The following is a 17,110-nucleotide window of genomic DNA, read 5'->3' on the forward strand; positions in this document are numbered from 1 at the left end:
GGACTGTCTGCTAATTGTTCAGGCCGTAAACACCCGTGGCGTCGTCACGCACGAGACGCCCAAGCTCCAGCTCCAGCACGCGGCGACGCATGGAGTCCACGGCATCGTTGTCGTGAGTCGACACAATAACGGTCGTGCCCATGCGATTGATGCGGTCAAGCAAGAGCATGATGTCACCGGAGGTGCTTGGGTCGAGGTTGCCGGTGGGCTCGTCGGCAAGCAAGATGAGCGGGCGGTTGACGAAGGCGCGAGCGATGGCGACGCGCTGCTGCTCACCACCCGACAACTCATGCGGGTAGCGGTTTTCCTTGCCCGAGAGCCCGACCATTTCGAGCGTTTCCGGAACTGCCTTGTCGATTTTCGCCTTCGGCTTGCCAATTACCTGCAATGCGAACGCGACATTTTCGTACACCGTCTTCTTTGGCAGCAGGCGGAAGTCCTGGAAGACGTACCCCACCTTTTGACGCAATTTCGGGATGTTGCGACGAGAAATCTTGGTTAGATCCTGGTCTGCAACTGTCAGTTTTCCTGAATCCACTTTCTCTTCACGCACCATAAGGCGCAGGAAGGTCGACTTACCAGAGCCCGACGGTCCAATGAGAAAGACAAACTCACCTTTATCTATGTGGACTGAAACGTCGTCGAGAGCTGGTCGGCTAGAAGTCGAATAGGACTTGGTAACCCCGTCGAAAGTGATCATAAGTAGACACTCTAATCACTTAAGCCACTCAAGTCACTCTGGAATGCGCGAAACTAGGCGCTGGGATGGCGGGATTGCGGGAACAGGCGGCGTCGAACGCTAACCCCAGAGCGCGACCGCACGAAAGCTCACGACATAGCGGCATTCGAAATTATTTTCCCTAAAAATCTTTAAATCACCCTTTACTTCGCTTATCTGTTCGATTAAAATGGGTCATGAAAGATTAAACACGAGGATTGAAAGCACCAAATAACGTCGCCGAGCTGCTTCAAGCTTGGAAAATTGACACCCAGAGTTAGTCGAAAATACTTTCCCTACCTCTTCCTTATTTCAACATTTCAACGTCCAGGCCTTATCTTTCAGGGGGATTCACCAATGGCCAGCGGGGAACATATACCACGCAAACGCACTTACACTGCGGCGATGGAAGCAACAGCGCCACGCTTTCACCATGAGATTTCTCAAACAGCACCAGCACGTCTTGGAATTGACCGCAATCGAGCTGACTTGAAGCTTGCCCTTGCTTGTGTTCCCTGTTCTTCAACAAAAGATGTCGAAGATTACATCGCCAAAATCGCTCCAGCTCTTGGCATGTCACGTGGGAGAACACTCCAGTACATCGATGTCGGGATGCAACTAGCGCGACTCCCGCGGTTAAAAGAGCTTCTGCTCAAACGCGCACAGCTACCGCTTCCCCACATGCGGGTCATTGCCACGGCCGTCCTCCCCTTGGATGACGCCTCGGCTGTGAGATATTTCGAAGACCATCTCCTTGAGCTGATCACGCCGAGAGTCAATGGTGAAGTTCTTCGCGGAGTTCGGAGCCTTCAACAGAATATTCAGCGACTTGTTGATGAAGTCAGCCCGCTATTGCGCCCGAAGAATGAGTACGACCCGCCGATCACTTCGTTTCAAAAAGGCATCGAGCAAAAAGCTGGCGAATCTATAACGTTCGAGTTAAAGGACAACCTCACTGAAGTCACCATGGAACTAATGCCTGAGCGGGCAATTGAGTTTCAGAAGGTCTTGGAAGAAATCACCGCTGATCAGGACTGCGACTTTGTCGAGGCCTTTTCACATCTTCTGCACGGGACTGCCCAGGTCACCGCCACACTGAATCTGTACTGCCCACTAACCCAAGACAAGCCCCAGGAAGCCTGGATCGGTGGCCTGGGGTGGATCAACAAAATCGCCACTGAATCCTGGCTCGATCGGGTCACTAGCATCCGGCTACTAGCAGACGAGAAAACGGAAAAGTACTCGCCAACAGAGCGACAGCGTACTTACATCCAAGGTAGAGACGGCACCTGTCGCTTTCCCGGATGCGATGTCGATGCGACGAAGTGCGACATCGACCACATTCAGCCGTATAACCACGAGAATCCCGACGAAGGTGGCCAAACCGAGACGCCCAACCTCCATTGCCTATGCCGTCGCCACCACAATCTAAAAACGGCCGGTCTTTGGAATGTCGTGCGCGATATCGACGGCGTGGAGTACTGGACCTCCGCCACTGATCAGAGCGCTGAAAAAGCTGCCCTAATCAGCACAGAATCAGGGCCGCTCTCCGGCCACGGTCGCTACTCCTTCGACCTGCGCAAGACAAAGAAAGCACAGACGCTCAAGGAGTACAACGAGCAGAGGTTGGAAAACCTCCGCGAATCACAGGAGCTGACAAATCAGGCTCGCGAAGAACTGGGAATGAACAAAAACGAGAGAAAATCAGAAGCCGACGAGCCCACCACACCGGAAGCACCGGAAACTCCCGAGACACCGGAAGCACTCGAAGACGAACCGCCCTTCTAGGGCTACTCCCCTTCGGACTGCTGAGCCATGCGCCAGCGAATACCGGCCTCAATGAAACCGTCGAGGTCACCGTCGAGGACCGACTGTGGGTTGTTGACTTCGTATTCGGTACGCAGATCCTTGACCATCTGGTACGGGTGCAGCACATAGGAGCGCATCTGGTTACCCCACGAGGCATTGCCGCCTGCGCCGAGAGCGTCCAGCTCCGCGCGCTCTTCCTGGCGCTTCTTCTCCAGCAACTTCGCCTGCAGAACACGCATGGCAGATGCCTTGTTCTGGTGCTGCGACTTCTCGTTCTGACAGGTCACCACGATGCCGGTTGGGACGTGCGTAAGTCGGACCGCGGAGTCCGTGGTGTTCACCGACTGCCCACCTGGGCCGGAGGAGCGGTAGACGTCGATACGCAAATCTGACTCGGGGATGTCGATGTGATCCGTTTCCTCCACAACCGGCAGCACCTCAACCTCAGCGAAGGAAGTCTGGCGGCGCCCCTGGTTGTCGAAAGGACTAATACGAACCAGACGGTGCGCACCCTGCTCGACCGAGAGGGTGCCGTACATGTACTCGCCATGGACGACGAAAGTAGCGGACTTAATACCGGCCTCTTCAGCGTAGGACGTGTCGTAAACCTCGACCTTATGCCCATGCTTGTCGGCCCAGCGCAGGTACATGCGCATGAGCATCTCGGCCCAGTCAGCGGCATCCACGCCACCGGCACCGGAGCGGATGTTAATGACCGCCTCGCGCTCGTCGTAAGGCCCCGAAAGCATCGTCGTGACCTCGAGGGATTCGATGTCGGCACGCAGCTCAGCGCGTTCGGCATCGGCCATCTCGACGGCGTCGGGGTCGCCCTCCTCTTCCGCGAGTTCGTACATCACGGAGAGATCGTCGAGGCGCCCGCGCAGCGAGTCGATCTTTTTCTTCTTCGCCTGCGCCTGCGACAGTGCGCTGGTGACCTGCTGCGCGTAGTCGGGGTCGTCCCACAGCGACGGGTCGGCGGCCTGGGCTTCCAACTCCCTGATCCGGTCGGAAAGCTCGTCGACATCGACCACCTTCTCAATGGTGGTCAGCGTCGCGTCGAGTTCTTTGAGGTCAGCATTCAGATCCGGGTTCACGGGTACTACCTTAGCTATACCGCCTGTTTCGTTGCACAATAGGACGTATGTCTGAATCCACCGCCAGCCAAGATTCCAGCCAAGACCTAGAACTCTTTCTCTCCCAAGTATCCGAGTCGATTGTGGCATCGGATACCAGCGTTGCGGTTGCCATCGTGAAGCGTGCCGCTACCATTGCCGCTCGTATGCGCGACGAAGGCCTGGTCACGGAGTACAAGACATCGATTTCCGACGTCGTCACCGCGGCCGACCGCGCAGCGGAGAAATTCGTCGTCGAGGCTTTGGCCGCGCTCCGCCCGGAGGACGGCATTCTTGGCGAGGAAGGGTCAGCGAAGGAGTCCCAGTCTGGTCGCACGTGGGTGATCGATCCTGTCGATGGCACCTACAACTTCACCACTGGTTCGGACTACTGGTGCAGCGCATTGGCGCTGGTTATGGGCGATGCGAACAATCCGGATGAGGTCGTCCTCGGCGCGGTGCACCGCCCGGCAACGGGCGAGAGCTGGATTGGTGGCCCCAATCTCCCGACCACTCGCATCAACCTCGATGGCACTGTTGATGACCTCCGGGTCACTGACCGCCCCCTCTCGGAAGTCTGCGCAGCGACCTACCTCCACACCACGGTGGTGAGCTCGAGCGAGGAATCCGAGGTCACCGCCACAAAGTCCTGGTTGGATGCGGTGTCCCGCAGCGCTACCTGGCGCATGCTGGGCTCGGCGTCGGTAGATATGGCAGGCGTGGCCGACGGCCGCATCGGCGTGTGGTTCCAGCGCGACGTCGCAGCCTGGGACTGGCTGCCTGGGTATGCGCTTATCTCGGGCGCAGGCGGCGAATGCACGTCGGTGGGGCGCTGGAAGCTCGCGGGCTCGAGTGGCCAGGTCGCAGAGTTACGTGAGGTTCTGCGCTAGAATTTCGGCCATGACCACCTCTTACTCCGAAGATCTCGCCCTCGCACTCTCGCTTGCCGACGCAGCCGACGAGCTCACGATGTCCCGCTTCGAGGCGGCCAATCTAATCGTCGAGTCCAAGCCCGACCTGACACCGGTCTCCGATGCCGATATCGCGTGCGAAAAACTGCTCCGCGAGATTCTGTCGGACAAGCGCCCGAGCGATGAAGTTCTCGGCGAAGAATTCGGTGGCGAAGCTGTGTTTGAGGGGCGCCAGTGGGTCATCGACCCCATCGACGGCACTAAGAACTTCGTGCGCAATGTCCCGGTCTGGGCCACCTTGATTGCCCTGCTGGAGGACGGCAAGCCGGTTGTCGGCGTAGTCTCTGCCCCAGCACTGGGCCGTCGCTGGTGGGCATCCGAGGGCGACGGCGCATTCAAGCGCACCCACGTCGATGGCCGGGAAGCCACCGAGCGCCGCATTGAGGTCTCGAAGGTGGCAGACATCGCGGACTGCTCAATTTCCAACTCTTCGCTCACCGGCTGGGCTGAGCGCGACCTACGCGATAACTTCATCGGGCTTACCGATGACGCCTGGCGACTGCGTGGCTATGGCGACTTCTTCTCCTACTGCCTGGTAGCCGAGGGTGCGGTCGATGTCGCCGCGGAGCCGGAGGTTTCCCTGTGGGACCTGGCAGCGCTTGCGATCCTGGTGGAGGAAGCTGGCGGCCGCTTCACTTCCCTCGCGGGTGTCAACGGGCCGCACGGCGGGGACGCAGTTGCGACGAATGGGTTGCTTCACGACGCCGTCGTCAAGCGCCTGGGCGGGTAAACAGGGTTTTCCAACCTATCGCAATTTGCGACGAGCGGCTCACTATCTCCCGTCCGCGTGACCGATATCCAGGATACGTCGCAGCTCAGCAAATACCTCAGGGCGTACCTCATGGGTTACCACCCGTCCACTCTTAGACCTAGTTAGCAGCCCGGCATCCGCCATGGTCTTTAAATGATGCGACACCGTCGGCTGACTAAGCCCAGAAACAGCGGCCAGCTCCCCTACGGTCATCGGACTACAGCCAGCGGCAGCGAGCTGAGACAAAATTTGCAGGCGCGCCGGTTGCGCCAGCGCTTTGAAGAGCGTTGCCGCAGCCTGCGCTTCCGCCGCGTCGAGAGGCCGACCGCCAAGTGCACAGCATTCTGAGATTTCGTCCATACCCGTTGAGGCTACACGGCCTCCCCTCTAAATATATTGACAATCATCGATATATTGATTACACCGGAAACTATGACACAGACTACAAAGTCACTCAGCTTCCTAGACCGCTTCTTGCCGCTATGGATTGCAGCTGCAATGGCAATTGGCCTCATTCTGGGCAAAATTGCACCGTCACTTGTGAACTGGCTGGCAGAGGCAAAAATTACGACAATTTCCGTACCAATCGCCATCGGATTGCTGGTCATGATGTACCCACCGCTCGCAAAGGTTCGATACGACAAAACGGGCAAAATTTTGACATCCAGGAAGCTGATGGGCATCACAGTCTTCCTCAATTGGATTCTCGGCCCCGCACTGATGTTCACCCTTGCCTGGATATTCCTCAGTGATAGTCCAGAACTGCGCACTGGCGTGATCATCGTCGGTCTCGCCCGCTGCATTGCAATGGTTTTGGTCTGGAACGACCTATCTTGCGGCGATACTGAAGTCGCTGCCGTATTGGTGGCCGTAAACTCGCTATTTCAAATTTTCATGTTCGGCACTCTAGGGTGGTTCTACCTGCAGATTCTGCCCTCCTGGTTGGGACTGGAAACCACTTCCGCCACCTTTTCTTTTTGGGCAATCGCACTATCTGTAGTGGTATTCCTCGGTATTCCGCTTCTGGCTGGCGCGGCATCACGCATAATTGGTGAACGCACCCGTGGTCGCGACTGGTATGAAAATGAGTACTTGCCCAAAATCTCACCATTGGCACTTGCCGGCCTTCTATACACAATCGTGTTGCTCTTTGCGCTTCAGTCACAGCAGATTCTTGAGAATCCCTGGACCGTTGCGAAAGTGGCACTACCACTAGTGATCTACTTCCTCGCCATGTTCGCGATCGCTCTCACTTCGGCCAAGGCCGCGGGCATGAACTACGCAACCTCCGCATCGATTGCCTTTACGGCCGCCGGAAATAACTTCGAGTTGGCAATTGCGGTTGCGGTTGGCACCTTCGGCCCATTGTCCCAGCAAGCACTTGCGGGAACGATTGGACCACTTATTGAAGTACCCGTACTCGTTGCACTTGTCTACGTCACCCGCTGGCTCGGGCCACGCCTTTTTCCCAATGACCTTTCCGTACCGGACAAACTATAGAAAAAGGATTCTGAAATGAAGGAAATCCCGAAGGTACTTTTCATCTGCGTGGCAAATGCCGGTAAATCCCAGATGGCCGAGGCCATTGCGCGTGCAAAATATGCCACGCAGTTCATCGCCCTTTCAGCAGGAACGAACCCCAAAACTACTACCAATGCGCTTGCAGCCAAATCAGTTGCAGAAATCGGCGCTTCTATGGACGGTGCATCACCAAAGCCGATTGACCCCACGATTCTCCGGACTGCAGATCGTGTTGTCATCATCGGCGATGCCGCTCATGTAGAGCTCCCCTCGGACGCTCAAGGCTCACTCGAGCGTTGGCTTACTGACGAGCCTTCAAAACGAGGCATCGACGGAAAAGAACGCATGGACCTAATTCGCGATGACCTCGAGCACCGTATCGACGAGTTAGCTGTCGAACTCCGTTACACTAAGAATCCCTAAGCGGCAGAATCCAACAAAAGCCGCCTTATCGCCAGCGTAAGCCACACGACTGCGCCGACGCCTGCGATGAGGCCGAGGAGCAGGAACATCAGGCCGACTGCCCAGAGCCCGGTGGTGTCGTCGGTGCCGGCAATGATGCTCCAGCACAGGGCGTAGCCGGCGACGGCAGCCCACCAGGTGGGCAGCAGGTTCAGAGCTGGGGCGGGCACGCGCATCATGGCAGAGGCAGTGAGGATGACCATCGCAAAGCCGCTGCAGAAAACCTGCCACGGCGAGTAGTCGTATTCGCCCTCAAGTGTCCACGCGAGCGTACAAAAGCAGATTAGGAATGCTGCGACAAAGACGAAAATCGTGTGCCCAAATGCGATACGCTCGCCGTATTTTTTGGCCAACCATGCGGCACCCACCCATGCGAGAGCGGTGGGGATGGCAATGATTAATAGGTACGCGAGGAAGACGCCTGGCACCTCTGCCCAGGTGAAACTCGTCAGCATCGATGTCATGCCACCAGGTTACGCCTGCCTCTTAGCTTTTTGAGCGCGCTAGTTTCCCAGTAAAAACACAGACGAAACACCATGATTTACACATAGTCACTTAATGTATTGTCAGGTTCGGTTGCTACAACTAGAAAGTCGTTTTCAATACGCCGTTTGTAGAGAGTGCTTTTTACCAAAGAGCACCTCCCTATAAGTTGTAGTAAAGGAGAAATCCGGGGTGAATAAACCTACCCGAATTGTGGGGCTCGATATAGCGCGCTCACTCGCCATCATCGGCATGATCATTGTCCATATGGCCTCACTACTTTGGAGCACAAAGGTTGTGCTCTCTGGCCTACCCTCATCACTGTTCGCCATTATCGCCGGCGCCACAATGATGATTATCGGCCGCAATTACAGCAGCACTACCTTCTTGCGCCTGATCACTCGCGGTGCCCTGATCATTCTCATCGGCCTGGCGCTATTGCCGGTGGGTGGAGAAATTCAGGTGGTCCTCGTCATCATGGGCCTGGTCATGATGCTGGTTTCCTGGATGCCAGCGCTCGGAACCTGGTGGCGAGTCGGCTTCTTCATCGCCGCAACCATCGCCGCCACAATCAAGTACGCGCCTATGACGCTGCCGCAGATCTATCCACTACTCGCGTGGATCGCATATTTCATCGGCGGCATGCTGCTTTACGACGTCTACCTACGCAGTCGCCTGCAAGACACTTCCACCTCCGAGACCAGCGCTAATGCTCGGTTGAGCTGGATTGTCACCGCTGTCAGTGCTGTCATCACGGCCGTCGGCATGTACTTCCGATTTGATCCCGAGATTGCTGGCTGGCTCCGTTTTACCGGACACACTGGCGTCTTCGGAGAAATCATTCTCTCCGTCGCAGTTGCCGCCATTGTGCTGCACTTGTGCCTTTTCGTAGGCGATCGCTTCCCAGCTGTGGTTTACCCATTCGCGGCTATGGGAACAATGTCGCTGACGATCTACATCCTGCACGTTCTCACCGCGTTTTATTGGCAGCAGAATGTTGCATTGCATTCCACGTTGTCTGCAGCAGGTTTCATCGTATTCTTCCTCGTCATCGCTAGCCTCTGGAAGAAATTTGTCGGACAGGGCCCTGCCGAAAAACTCGTTGCCACCGCAATCAAGGGCATTGTTCCTTCTGGGAAAGGGAAATAACCGTGAAGAAAACATCTTTTTCCATCGCAGCAATTGTTAGCAGCACCCTGCTTCTATCTGCGACTCCAGCTCTTGCATTGGAAAACGGCGAACCCGCACCCGCCAATGCTGAAAGCAGTTCTGTGGCCGCGCTAAAGATTGGCAAAATCGGTAATTTCGGTGACTGCACCGGCACGCTGGTTGCCGACCAGTGGGTGCTCACCGCACGCCACTGCCTGGAGTCTGTGAACAACGAAGGGACCCAGGCCCGCATCGGTGGAAAGGTCTACGATGCCGATTCTTGGGCGCTTTCTCCAATGTCTGATGCGGGATTGCTTCACCTGACCGAAAAGGTCACCGACGCAACCCCGGCGAAGGTCTCCCGCGATATCCCCACACCTGGACAGACGGGAACTCTCTACGGCTGGAGCAGCAGCTCGTCCATGGCACGATCCGGGCAGCTTCCGATGACCAAGATGGTCGTCAATGAGCTGCTGGGCGGCGGGCCGGCTGAAGGAACTCCAGGTGAGGCTGCGCCTGGCGGTGCTGTTCCGGGTGACGCTACTCCAGGCGAAGCTGTTCCGGGCGATGCCATGGAATCAATGGAGATGCAGCCAGGCGGAGCAATGCCGGGTGCAGTTAAGCCGGATGTAGTAAAGCCAGATGACTCCAAAACCGAGTCGATCCCCGCAGGAACGGAAAGCATCCCAGCCGACGCTGCCATGATGCCAATGATTCAAAGCGCCATCCTGGACGCACATTCCGTCTCTGGCGCGGGTATGCAGGGCGGTGACTCCGGCGGCCCGTTCTTCGTCGACGGCAAGCTCGCGGGCCTGGCTACTGCCGGAACCTCCAATGGCGATCCTGACCTACCCTCCCCCAGCGCAGCTATCACCACCCTCGCTGGCACGGCTGACTGGATCGATGACATCACCTCTGGCCGAGACACAGAAAGCGTGCTGACCGCGGAGAACACTCCTGCTCCGCCAAAGACCATTCAGACCAGCGCCGATCACATGTGGGGTTACCTCGCCATCGCGTGCGTTGGCCTGGTTGTCGCAGCAGCCTGGCCGCGCATTAGGAATGGCCGACAGTAGAACCGTCTAACCACAACCACAAGCCGCCTCCCCGGAAAGTACTGGGTAGGCGGCTTTTATCGTGCATGCGAGGAACTTAATCGTGACCGAAGCCACAAAATCTCTCGGTAACTGACGTACAATCGTGAGGTAATCCTATGGTTTTATTCCAATTTTTCTAAGAATCGACGATTCGGTGGGGTCGCACCTATCGGTGGCCTGGCTCTGTTGATTCCGCCAATGATCTGGCTGAAAAAATCGAAAGCCAAGACTTCGTAGAGTTCTTTATGAAGGGGCGAAAAAAGGAACGAGTCACTCCACATCCGCCCACATTTCGAGCCCACCGTGGGAGTCCAAGCCTGTCTGGCAGCTGTCTGCCAGCTGTCTGCCCACCGTTTTGCCAGTATTGCGCTCACTTATCGATGCATGATTCACCCATCGATGCGCTCCAGCGTATCCATAAGTGAATAACTCATCGATATGTGAAACCGAAAGCTAGCAGCGCGTACATGAGCTGAGGCAAATCGACCAGAATCAACCCAGCAACTCCTCAAGCTAAGTACCTTCAGGCCGACTAATCGAGCAGCGCCTCACGCTGCATTTTGACGACCGTCCTTCAATGCCCGGTTGTGAAGTGCGCGAGTTCGTCAGACCCAACGACTGCCCAACGGCTTAACCCCCAAACGGTGATTTGACCCCCGAATAACGAAGACCCCTACCAGCGTTTACACCGGTAGGGGTCTCTTCTTAGTGGCGGGGGCTGGATTCGAACCAACGACCTCTGGGTTATGAGCCCAGCGAGCTACCGAGCTGCTCCACCCCGCGTCAACTGTCCTGGCTTTTACAAGCACTCACAGCGGGTGCTGACCTCTCCGGCCAACGAGATGTAACTGTAGCACGGACCTTCCAACAAAGACCAATCCCCAGGTCATAGCCAGTTTCGCTACAACCTGGGGACTCTGCGAACCATAAGACCCTATGATTCTCGGCTAATCTCCCGTTGCAAGCCTTACTCTCTGTAAACCTTACTGGCCGTTGGCCTTCTGGTAGTCAGCGGCAGCGCGGTCGAGCTCGGCAAGTGCCTGGCCCTGGGCTGCGTAGTCACCGTTCTTCTGGGCGTCGTTAAGCTTCTTTAGCGCGTCGGAGATACGGCGAGCGGCGTCGTCACGCGCAGCGACATCAACCTTGCGCTCTTCCTTCGGTGCCTCGTCGTCGGACTCAGCGTCGGCGGCGTCCTTGTCCTTATCCGACGGCTGCTCCTCAGCCTCTTCCTCACCGCGGACCTTGGTCACGGCGGAAGCATCGATACCGACCTGACTCAGAGCCTCAGTGACCGTAGCGCCGTAGCCCACCTGACCGCGGTAAGCGACGAGAATACGCAACAGCTTCGGGAATGCGGTCTCCTGCCCCTTGCGTTGGGTGTAGACCGGTTCGACATAGAGAATCTCGCCATCGCCGACCGGCAGCGTCAGCAGGTTACCGTTGGTGACTACGTTCGTACCCTCGAGCAGGGTGCGGTCCTGGGCGACCTCATCTGCGGACATCATCGTGTCCTGCGCCTGACGTGGACCCATGGTCTGGGTGTTGGTCGGCAGAGCACGAATAGTGATTTGGCCGTAGGTCTCCGGCTCGGAGGAAGCACTCATCTGAGCGGAGAGGAACTCACGCTCCAGTCCACGGAATGCCGAGATCAGCTGGAAGCTCGGCTTGCCGCTCTCCGGATCGGAAGCGACAACATAGTACGGCGGCTGAGAGAGGTTCTTGTCTTCCGGTGCGGTCGGGTCGGACGGGACAGACCAGAAGGAGTCATTGGCGAAGAACACGCCCGGATCGCTGACGTGGTACTTCGCCATCAGCTCACGCTGAACCTTAAACAAGTCCTCCGGGTAGCGCAGGTGCTCCTGCAGCTCCTCGGAAATCTCGGACTTTGGCTTCACCACACCTGGGAAGACGCCTTCCCAGGCCTTGAGCACCGGATCTTCCTCATCGAACTCGTAGAGCTCAACGGTGCCATCGTAGGCATCGACGGTCGCCTTGACCGAGTTGCGGATGTAGCTGACCTCGCTGTTCGGCAGCGGGCGTGGAGTGCCATCCGGGTTAATGGAGTCCTGCGTGGTTTCCTGGAGGCTCATGCGCTGGGAGTACGGCATCTTGGCCAGCGTGGTGTAGCCGTCGACGATCCACTTCATACGGCCATCGACTACAGCCGGGTACGTCTTGGTGTCGGTAGTCAGCCATGGGGCGACCTTCTGAACACGGTCACGCGGATCGCGGTTGTAGATAATCTTGGAGTCCGACCCAATGCGGTCGGACAGCAGGATGTTGAGTTCCTGGTAACGGGTGGCGAAAATCATGCGGCTGGCAAGTCCGCCAACGCCAACACCGCCCTCACCGTCGTAGGTGAAGTTTCGGCCGTCAGCATCGTACTCGTAGTCCTTGCCGTCACCATTGCCACCGACAATCGCGTAGTCGGCATCGCTGTTGGCGATAACCGGACCGTAGTAGATACGCGGCTGCTTCAGGTTCAGGTTCATGCCGTTCGGGTCCTCGGACTCGAACAGGTCAGCCACGGTGTACAGCGGGTAACCACCGCGGGCGGAACCGGACTCGGAGGCAACCTCGTCAACCTTATTAGCCGGCGCAGCAACGAAACCATTGCCGTGAGTGTAGACCGTGTGACGGTTAATCCAGTCAGTCTGGTTGCCCTGCAGAGTCTGCGGGTTCAGCTCACGAGCAGCGACAATGAAGTCACGGGACTCCCCATCAATCTGGTAGCGGTCAATGGCAAGCGGATCGGAGAAACCGTAGAAGTTCTTCAGCTGACGTTGCTGAGTGAAGGTACGCGGCAGGACCTCCGGATCCAGGATTCGGATATTGGCCAATGTCGCGGCATCGCGCGAAATCGAATCCGCACCTTCCTTTGCTGCCTCCTTATCGCCTTCCTTTTCAGCCGGAACGCCCCAGTCGCGCTCGACCTTCACCTTGTCGTCGGTAAGCCCGTAGTGGTAGCGCGTCGATTCAATGTTGCGCGCAATGTATTCACGTTCCTTGGAAGCGCGGTTCGGGTTAACCGAGAACTGCTCAACTGCCATCGGCCAGGCCACGCCGATCAGCCCCGCGGAGACCAGCATCAGCACTGTGGCAAACGCCGGAATGGAGAGGTTGCGCAGGAAGATAGAAGCGAAGAATGCAGCGGCCACGACAATTGCGATGACCAGCAGCGTAATCTTTGCCGGCAGCAGCGCATTGATATCGGTGTAGGAACCACCGGTGAAGGTTTTCTGCTTGTTATTCAGCAGCTCATAGCGGTCCAGCCAGTAAGACACAGCCTTGAGCAGCATGAAAACACCGGCCCAGCACGCCAACTGCGCACGAGCCGCATTGGAAACGCGGGTCTTCTCCCCTGTAGTCGGGTTACCTGGGCGGATGCCACCAAGGAAGTAATGTGTCACCAGCGACAGCAGGAACGCAATAACTACCAGGACAACCAGCGTCGAAACGATGTACGACCACAGCGGCAACTGGAATGCATAGAAGCCCAAGTCCTTGCCGTACTGCGGGTCAGTCTCACCGAAGGACTGCCGGTTTAAGAACAGCTGCACCGTCTGCCAATTGCCCTGCCCCACAAGGCCACCGAGTACGCCGAATACAACGGGCAGCGTGGTGAACATCGACTTCGAACCAGATTCAGCCATCCGTCGGTACACTGCCTGCGGGCTGCGTGGATCCGTCAGCCCGAGGTCGACGGGACGCGAGCGCCACGCCAGCCACATAGATAGAAATGTCAGTGCACCCGTTATTAGGCCTACGGTGATAAACAGGACAATACGAGTGAGCCACGTGGTGGCGAATACCCCTCGATAGCCCACTTCACCGAACCACTGAAAGTCCGTATAAAAATTGACGGCGATTGGAATAACAAAGGTCAGCGCGGCAATCACCAACACGGTAATTGCCAGCCACCCCGGTCGGCCACCCGCCGATCGTCTCGGTCGAGTCTGGTTTAGAGACAACGTCTCTCCTGTTCGAGTTGAGCTTGACTTGCCAGCGAGCTGGTAAGTCGGTCGTACGCTTATCTGTCATCTACTCTAAATAAAGTTCCTAACATTTGACTAAGGATGCTGTTAATACAGCGTTGCCAGGAAAGGGGCGTCGTCAAGCGTCATGAGCGAAAACAACGGCACTCAGACTCATCTCAGCCAGCAGGCACTCAATCGCGCCGTGCGCGAAGCTGTCGAATACGTCCACACCGAAGGTTGGGACCGCGCTCCGAGCCTCTTCGCCCTCGTCCCCACCGCCGCGCTTGCCGACGTGCTTGCCGACGAGCTGATTGACAGCGCCCCATTGACTGTCGTTGCGCAGGAACCTCTCCCCGAGGGAATTGAAGGTGGTAGCCCTGAGTTGGCGGACTTTATCGCTCGGACATCCTGGCCAGCAGGTGTCGTCGGTGCCGTGTTAGCGCAGGAAATTATGGTCATCGCCCCGGAGCAGGCAGACAGCTTTGAGGGCGCGTCCCTGGACGAGGTGCGGGCACAGGCGGATGGTGAGGCGGCTCGTCAGGCACGTCTTTTCAGTGGCGTTATCAGTGAAGGTCCACACCTAACGCTGATTCAGCCTCGCCCCACAGAGGCGGAACTGGATGAGCGTGGACCCTTTGCTGAAGATGAGATTGAGCTAAAAGACGGTTCTGGGGTAGCCGATGGTGTCATCGCTGCGTTGTATTCCACGTTCGGAAGCGCCTCATAAATCCACCTACCAGCGATAAGAGACAAAAAGAGGCATTGAAAGCGCCGAATATCCATATAACTAGCTGATTCCGGTTGACATCGGACTTAGAACCTAGTTGTATAACAAAGTGATAAAGGCACGTCTCTAAGTATCCGCTCAGGGTTCTGTCGGACTTGGTTCTGTCGGACTGGGTTCTTCCAGGGACGGTCTGTGGCGAAGAAATCGCGAGTGTAGCGCGAGTTTTTCCTTCTATTGGTTTTCAACTAAGAGGTTTTTAATTATGAAGAACAACGTTGTTCGCCGTGCAGCAGCTTCGGCAGCTGCAGCTTCTGCGCTGGCAGCCTCCCTCCTGACTGGCGGTGTTGCCAACGCTCTCCCTACTGGTAACTACGTTGCCTTCGGCGATTCCTTCGCTGCTAACCCGGGTCAGTCCGACCCGGCCGTACCGGGCCGTGGTGGCTGCCCAATTTCGGTTTCGAACATCGGCTCTCACGTTGCTCGTGAGACTGGCCTTGAACTGCACGACTATTCCTGCAACGGCACTACCGCTTTCATGCCGACTCAGCCGCAGAAGTCCCTGATGGGACAGGTTGACAACGCCATCGCTCAGGGTTCCCTCGGCCCGGCTACCCAGCTGGTGACCATCTACGTTGGTGCCAATGACGCGATGCAGGGCGCTGTGCTGCCAATGCCGGTTCAGGATGACCTGTACACCACCAACGTTGTGGCCGCTGTGGAGAAGATCAAGGCCGCTAACCCAACTACTCGCGTCATGCTGATTGGCTACCCGGCCTTCACCTCTAATGACCCGACTCACTACGCTTGCCCGGTTAACGCCGCAGGTTTTGCACCGCACATTCCGGCTGCCGGCATGCACCACTTTGAGATGGCTCTGCAGAACCGCCAGATGCGCGCTGCCGCTGAATCCGGTATCGGTTTCGTCAACATGAAGGAAGTCACCAACATCGACGTCGCAATGTGTGGTCCGGACGGTGAGCGTCAGGTCTCCGCAATTCTGGATACCGATGTTGCTTCCTACAACATGACCAACCACCCGACCTTCCACGGTTCGGCAGTTGCTGGCACCACTATCGCCAACGTCTACAAGAGCACCTTCTAAGGTCTTTCGACGTCGCTCAGACGTCTTCAAGTACAACGAGAAAATCCCCGGCCATAATGACCGGGGATTTCTATTTGTGGAGCTGCCGAGAATTGAACTCGGGTCCACCGCCAACTCGCCAGGGCTTCTCCGTGCGCAGTTCGCACAATCGCCTCTACTCGACCCTTCGGCTCAGGCAAACATGTCCGAATGACGGGCCCAGCCGCAAGCAAGAAGATCCCCGATGAGCCTTACGGCACACCCATCGGGCGAGCCCTTTTAAGTCGATGCCAGGGTCCGGACCAAAGGGCAAGCCCGGCCTGACAGACACGCTAGTCGCTTAATTAGGCAGCGAGAGCGTAGTCGCGCTGAGTGTTCTCGGCGCTTAATCAGTTGCTACGACGCTTAACGGTGGTCTCTAGCCTGCACCGGCACGCTTCCCCTGGCTCACTGTACGGTGTCGAAACCATGTCAGCCCCATACAATGCCTTCGAGCACGGGAAAGTGCGTAGCACTCAAAGGATGTTCAAGGATAACGCTTTACGACGAGGAAAGTCAACAGACCTCGTCATACAGCCAGCAGCTCCCCACCCACATGTCAACTTAGAGTTGACACCATTGTCAACCAATGGTTGACTGCAGTCATGGATCCATTGACGACAATCCGTCACCGACTGCAAGCAACGAACATTGCCGAACAAGAACTTGAAGATGCCGTGGCGCAGGCTCGCGCAGCGGGCCATTCATGGGCAGAGATTGGAAATGTACTCAATATCTCCCGGCAAGCGGCATTCAAACGGTTCGGAAGTGTCCAAAACCCCGTGTCAGGAGAATTGATGACTGCCACAAAAACTACACATATCGCCGAACTCGGCGAAAAATTCCTTCGCCACATCATCAACGGTGAAGAAGCAGAAACCGTAAGCATGATCTCCCCAAAGCTCCGGAAGGATCTCCCCTGGTCCACTATCTACTCTGTCTGGGAAGATGTTCTCACCGAGACTGGGGCGTTCGAATCTTTCGACGACACCCAAGTCACCAGCCTCGGGGGAACCAGGACTAAGGAACCGACCTCGCAGAAACTCCTGTCGAAGATTCTCGGCACAAGTCTCGTCATCACCACCCTCAAACATGAGGCTGGCGAATGGATGGCTCGAGTTGCCTTTGACCGTCACGAAAACGTCATTGGCCTGCTCATCCTCCCAGTCGATGCGACTGAGTTCCCCTTCTAATAGAGCCCTTTCCTAATGAA

General features: G+C 56.8%; 15 protein-coding genes, 1 tRNA gene and 1 other RNA gene. 10 read left to right on the forward strand and 7 right to left on the reverse strand.

The genetic code is table 11. From position 1 onward, the window contains the following. Window positions 1-10: 10 nt before the first annotated feature. On the reverse strand, window positions 11-700 hold the full coding sequence (gene ftsE, locus HMPREF1206_RS10225) for a cell division ATP-binding protein FtsE (RefSeq protein WP_016423233.1): 690 nt from the start codon (window positions 698-700) through the stop codon (window positions 11-13). Window positions 701-1,123: 423 nt separating this feature from the next. Between ftsE and HMPREF1206_RS10230 the strand changes: the two genes are divergently transcribed. Further along, window positions 1,124-2,506: an HNH endonuclease signature motif containing protein gene (locus HMPREF1206_RS10230; RefSeq protein ID WP_147580948.1), complete on the forward strand. Its 1,383-nt coding sequence runs from the start codon at window positions 1,124-1,126 to the stop codon at window positions 2,504-2,506. Window positions 2,507-2,508: 2 nt separating this feature from the next. On the opposite strand, the gene prfB is transcribed toward HMPREF1206_RS10230, so the two are convergent. Further along, complete coding sequence (gene prfB, locus HMPREF1206_RS10235; RefSeq protein WP_016423235.1) at window positions 2,509-3,621, reverse strand: peptide chain release factor 2; 1,113 nt, start codon at window positions 3,619-3,621, stop codon at window positions 2,509-2,511. A 47-nt stretch (window positions 3,622-3,668) separates the two neighbouring features. On the opposite strand from prfB, the gene HMPREF1206_RS10240 reads away from it, so the two are divergent. Both HMPREF1206_RS10240 and hisN read left to right on the forward strand, forming a co-directional pair. Continuing rightward, on the forward strand, window positions 3,669-4,529 hold the full coding sequence (locus HMPREF1206_RS10240; RefSeq protein ID WP_016423236.1) for an inositol monophosphatase: 861 nt from the start codon (window positions 3,669-3,671) through the stop codon (window positions 4,527-4,529). A gap of 10 nt (window positions 4,530-4,539) precedes the next feature. Continuing rightward, the gene (gene hisN, locus HMPREF1206_RS10245) at window positions 4,540-5,340 is read left to right on the forward strand and encodes a histidinol-phosphatase (protein ID WP_016423237.1); all 801 of its coding nucleotides are present in this window, start codon (window positions 4,540-4,542) and stop codon (window positions 5,338-5,340) included. Window positions 5,341-5,382: 42 nt separating this feature from the next. On the opposite strand, the gene HMPREF1206_RS10250 is transcribed toward hisN, so the two are convergent. Further along, window positions 5,383-5,721, reverse strand: a complete 339-nt coding sequence (locus HMPREF1206_RS10250; protein WP_016423238.1) for a helix-turn-helix transcriptional regulator — start codon at window positions 5,719-5,721, stop codon at window positions 5,383-5,385. A 72-nt stretch (window positions 5,722-5,793) separates the two neighbouring features. Here HMPREF1206_RS10250 and arsB point away from each other — a divergent pair, with 72 nt between their 5' ends. Then, window positions 5,794-6,861, forward strand: coding sequence for an ACR3 family arsenite efflux transporter (gene arsB, locus HMPREF1206_RS10255; protein ID WP_016423239.1), 1,068 nt, complete (start codon window positions 5,794-5,796; stop codon window positions 6,859-6,861). 15 nt (window positions 6,862-6,876) lie between these two features. Next, the gene (locus HMPREF1206_RS10260) at window positions 6,877-7,305 is read left to right on the forward strand and encodes a low molecular weight phosphatase family protein (RefSeq protein ID WP_016423240.1); all 429 of its coding nucleotides are present in this window, start codon (window positions 6,877-6,879) and stop codon (window positions 7,303-7,305) included. On the opposite strand, the gene HMPREF1206_RS10265 is transcribed toward HMPREF1206_RS10260, so the two are convergent. After that, window positions 7,302-7,808 (reverse strand): hypothetical protein, encoded by a 507-nt coding sequence (locus HMPREF1206_RS10265; RefSeq protein WP_016423241.1) that lies wholly within the window; start codon window positions 7,806-7,808, stop codon window positions 7,302-7,304. The two genes, HMPREF1206_RS10260 and HMPREF1206_RS10265, sit on opposite strands and share 4 nt — an antisense overlap. Window positions 7,809-8,019: 211 nt before the next feature. Between HMPREF1206_RS10265 and HMPREF1206_RS10270 the strand changes: the two genes are divergently transcribed. Continuing rightward, on the forward strand, window positions 8,020-8,976 hold the full coding sequence (locus HMPREF1206_RS10270; RefSeq protein ID WP_016423242.1) for a DUF418 domain-containing protein: 957 nt from the start codon (window positions 8,020-8,022) through the stop codon (window positions 8,974-8,976). Between the two features lie 2 nt (window positions 8,977-8,978). Continuing rightward, window positions 8,979-10,052 (forward strand): trypsin-like serine protease, encoded by a 1,074-nt coding sequence (locus HMPREF1206_RS10275; RefSeq protein WP_016423243.1) that lies wholly within the window; start codon window positions 8,979-8,981, stop codon window positions 10,050-10,052. A 730-nt stretch (window positions 10,053-10,782) separates the two neighbouring features. Here the strand turns inward: HMPREF1206_RS10275 and HMPREF1206_RS10280 are convergent. Beyond that, a tRNA-Met gene (locus tag HMPREF1206_RS10280) sits at window positions 10,783-10,856 on the reverse strand. Window positions 10,857-11,056: 200 nt separating this feature from the next. Further along, the gene (locus HMPREF1206_RS10285; RefSeq protein WP_016423244.1) at window positions 11,057-14,044 is read right to left on the reverse strand and encodes a UPF0182 family protein; all 2,988 of its coding nucleotides are present in this window, start codon (window positions 14,042-14,044) and stop codon (window positions 11,057-11,059) included. Window positions 14,045-14,195: 151 nt separating this feature from the next. Here HMPREF1206_RS10285 and HMPREF1206_RS10290 point away from each other — a divergent pair, with 151 nt between their 5' ends. Continuing rightward, entirely contained in the window at window positions 14,196-14,777 is a 582-nt protein-coding gene (locus tag HMPREF1206_RS10290) for a PPA1309 family protein (protein ID WP_016423245.1), read from the forward strand. A gap of 262 nt (window positions 14,778-15,039) precedes the next feature. Next, the gene (locus tag HMPREF1206_RS10295) at window positions 15,040-15,879 is read left to right on the forward strand and encodes a GDSL-type esterase/lipase family protein (protein WP_016423246.1); all 840 of its coding nucleotides are present in this window, start codon (window positions 15,040-15,042) and stop codon (window positions 15,877-15,879) included. Window positions 15,880-15,953: 74 nt separating this feature from the next. Here the strand turns inward: HMPREF1206_RS10295 and ssrA are convergent. Further along, window positions 15,954-16,337, reverse strand: a transfer-messenger RNA (tmRNA) gene (gene ssrA / locus HMPREF1206_RS11045). A gap of 357 nt (window positions 16,338-16,694) precedes the next feature. Between ssrA and HMPREF1206_RS10300 the strand changes: the two genes are divergently transcribed. Then, the gene (locus HMPREF1206_RS10300) at window positions 16,695-17,090 is read left to right on the forward strand and encodes a DUF3887 domain-containing protein (protein WP_016423247.1); all 396 of its coding nucleotides are present in this window, start codon (window positions 16,695-16,697) and stop codon (window positions 17,088-17,090) included. Window positions 17,091-17,110: the final 20 nt, after the last annotated feature.

Source organism: Corynebacterium sp. HFH0082, assembly GCF_000411235.1.
Classification (GTDB): domain Bacteria; phylum Actinomycetota; class Actinomycetes; order Mycobacteriales; family Mycobacteriaceae; genus Corynebacterium; species Corynebacterium jeikeium_D.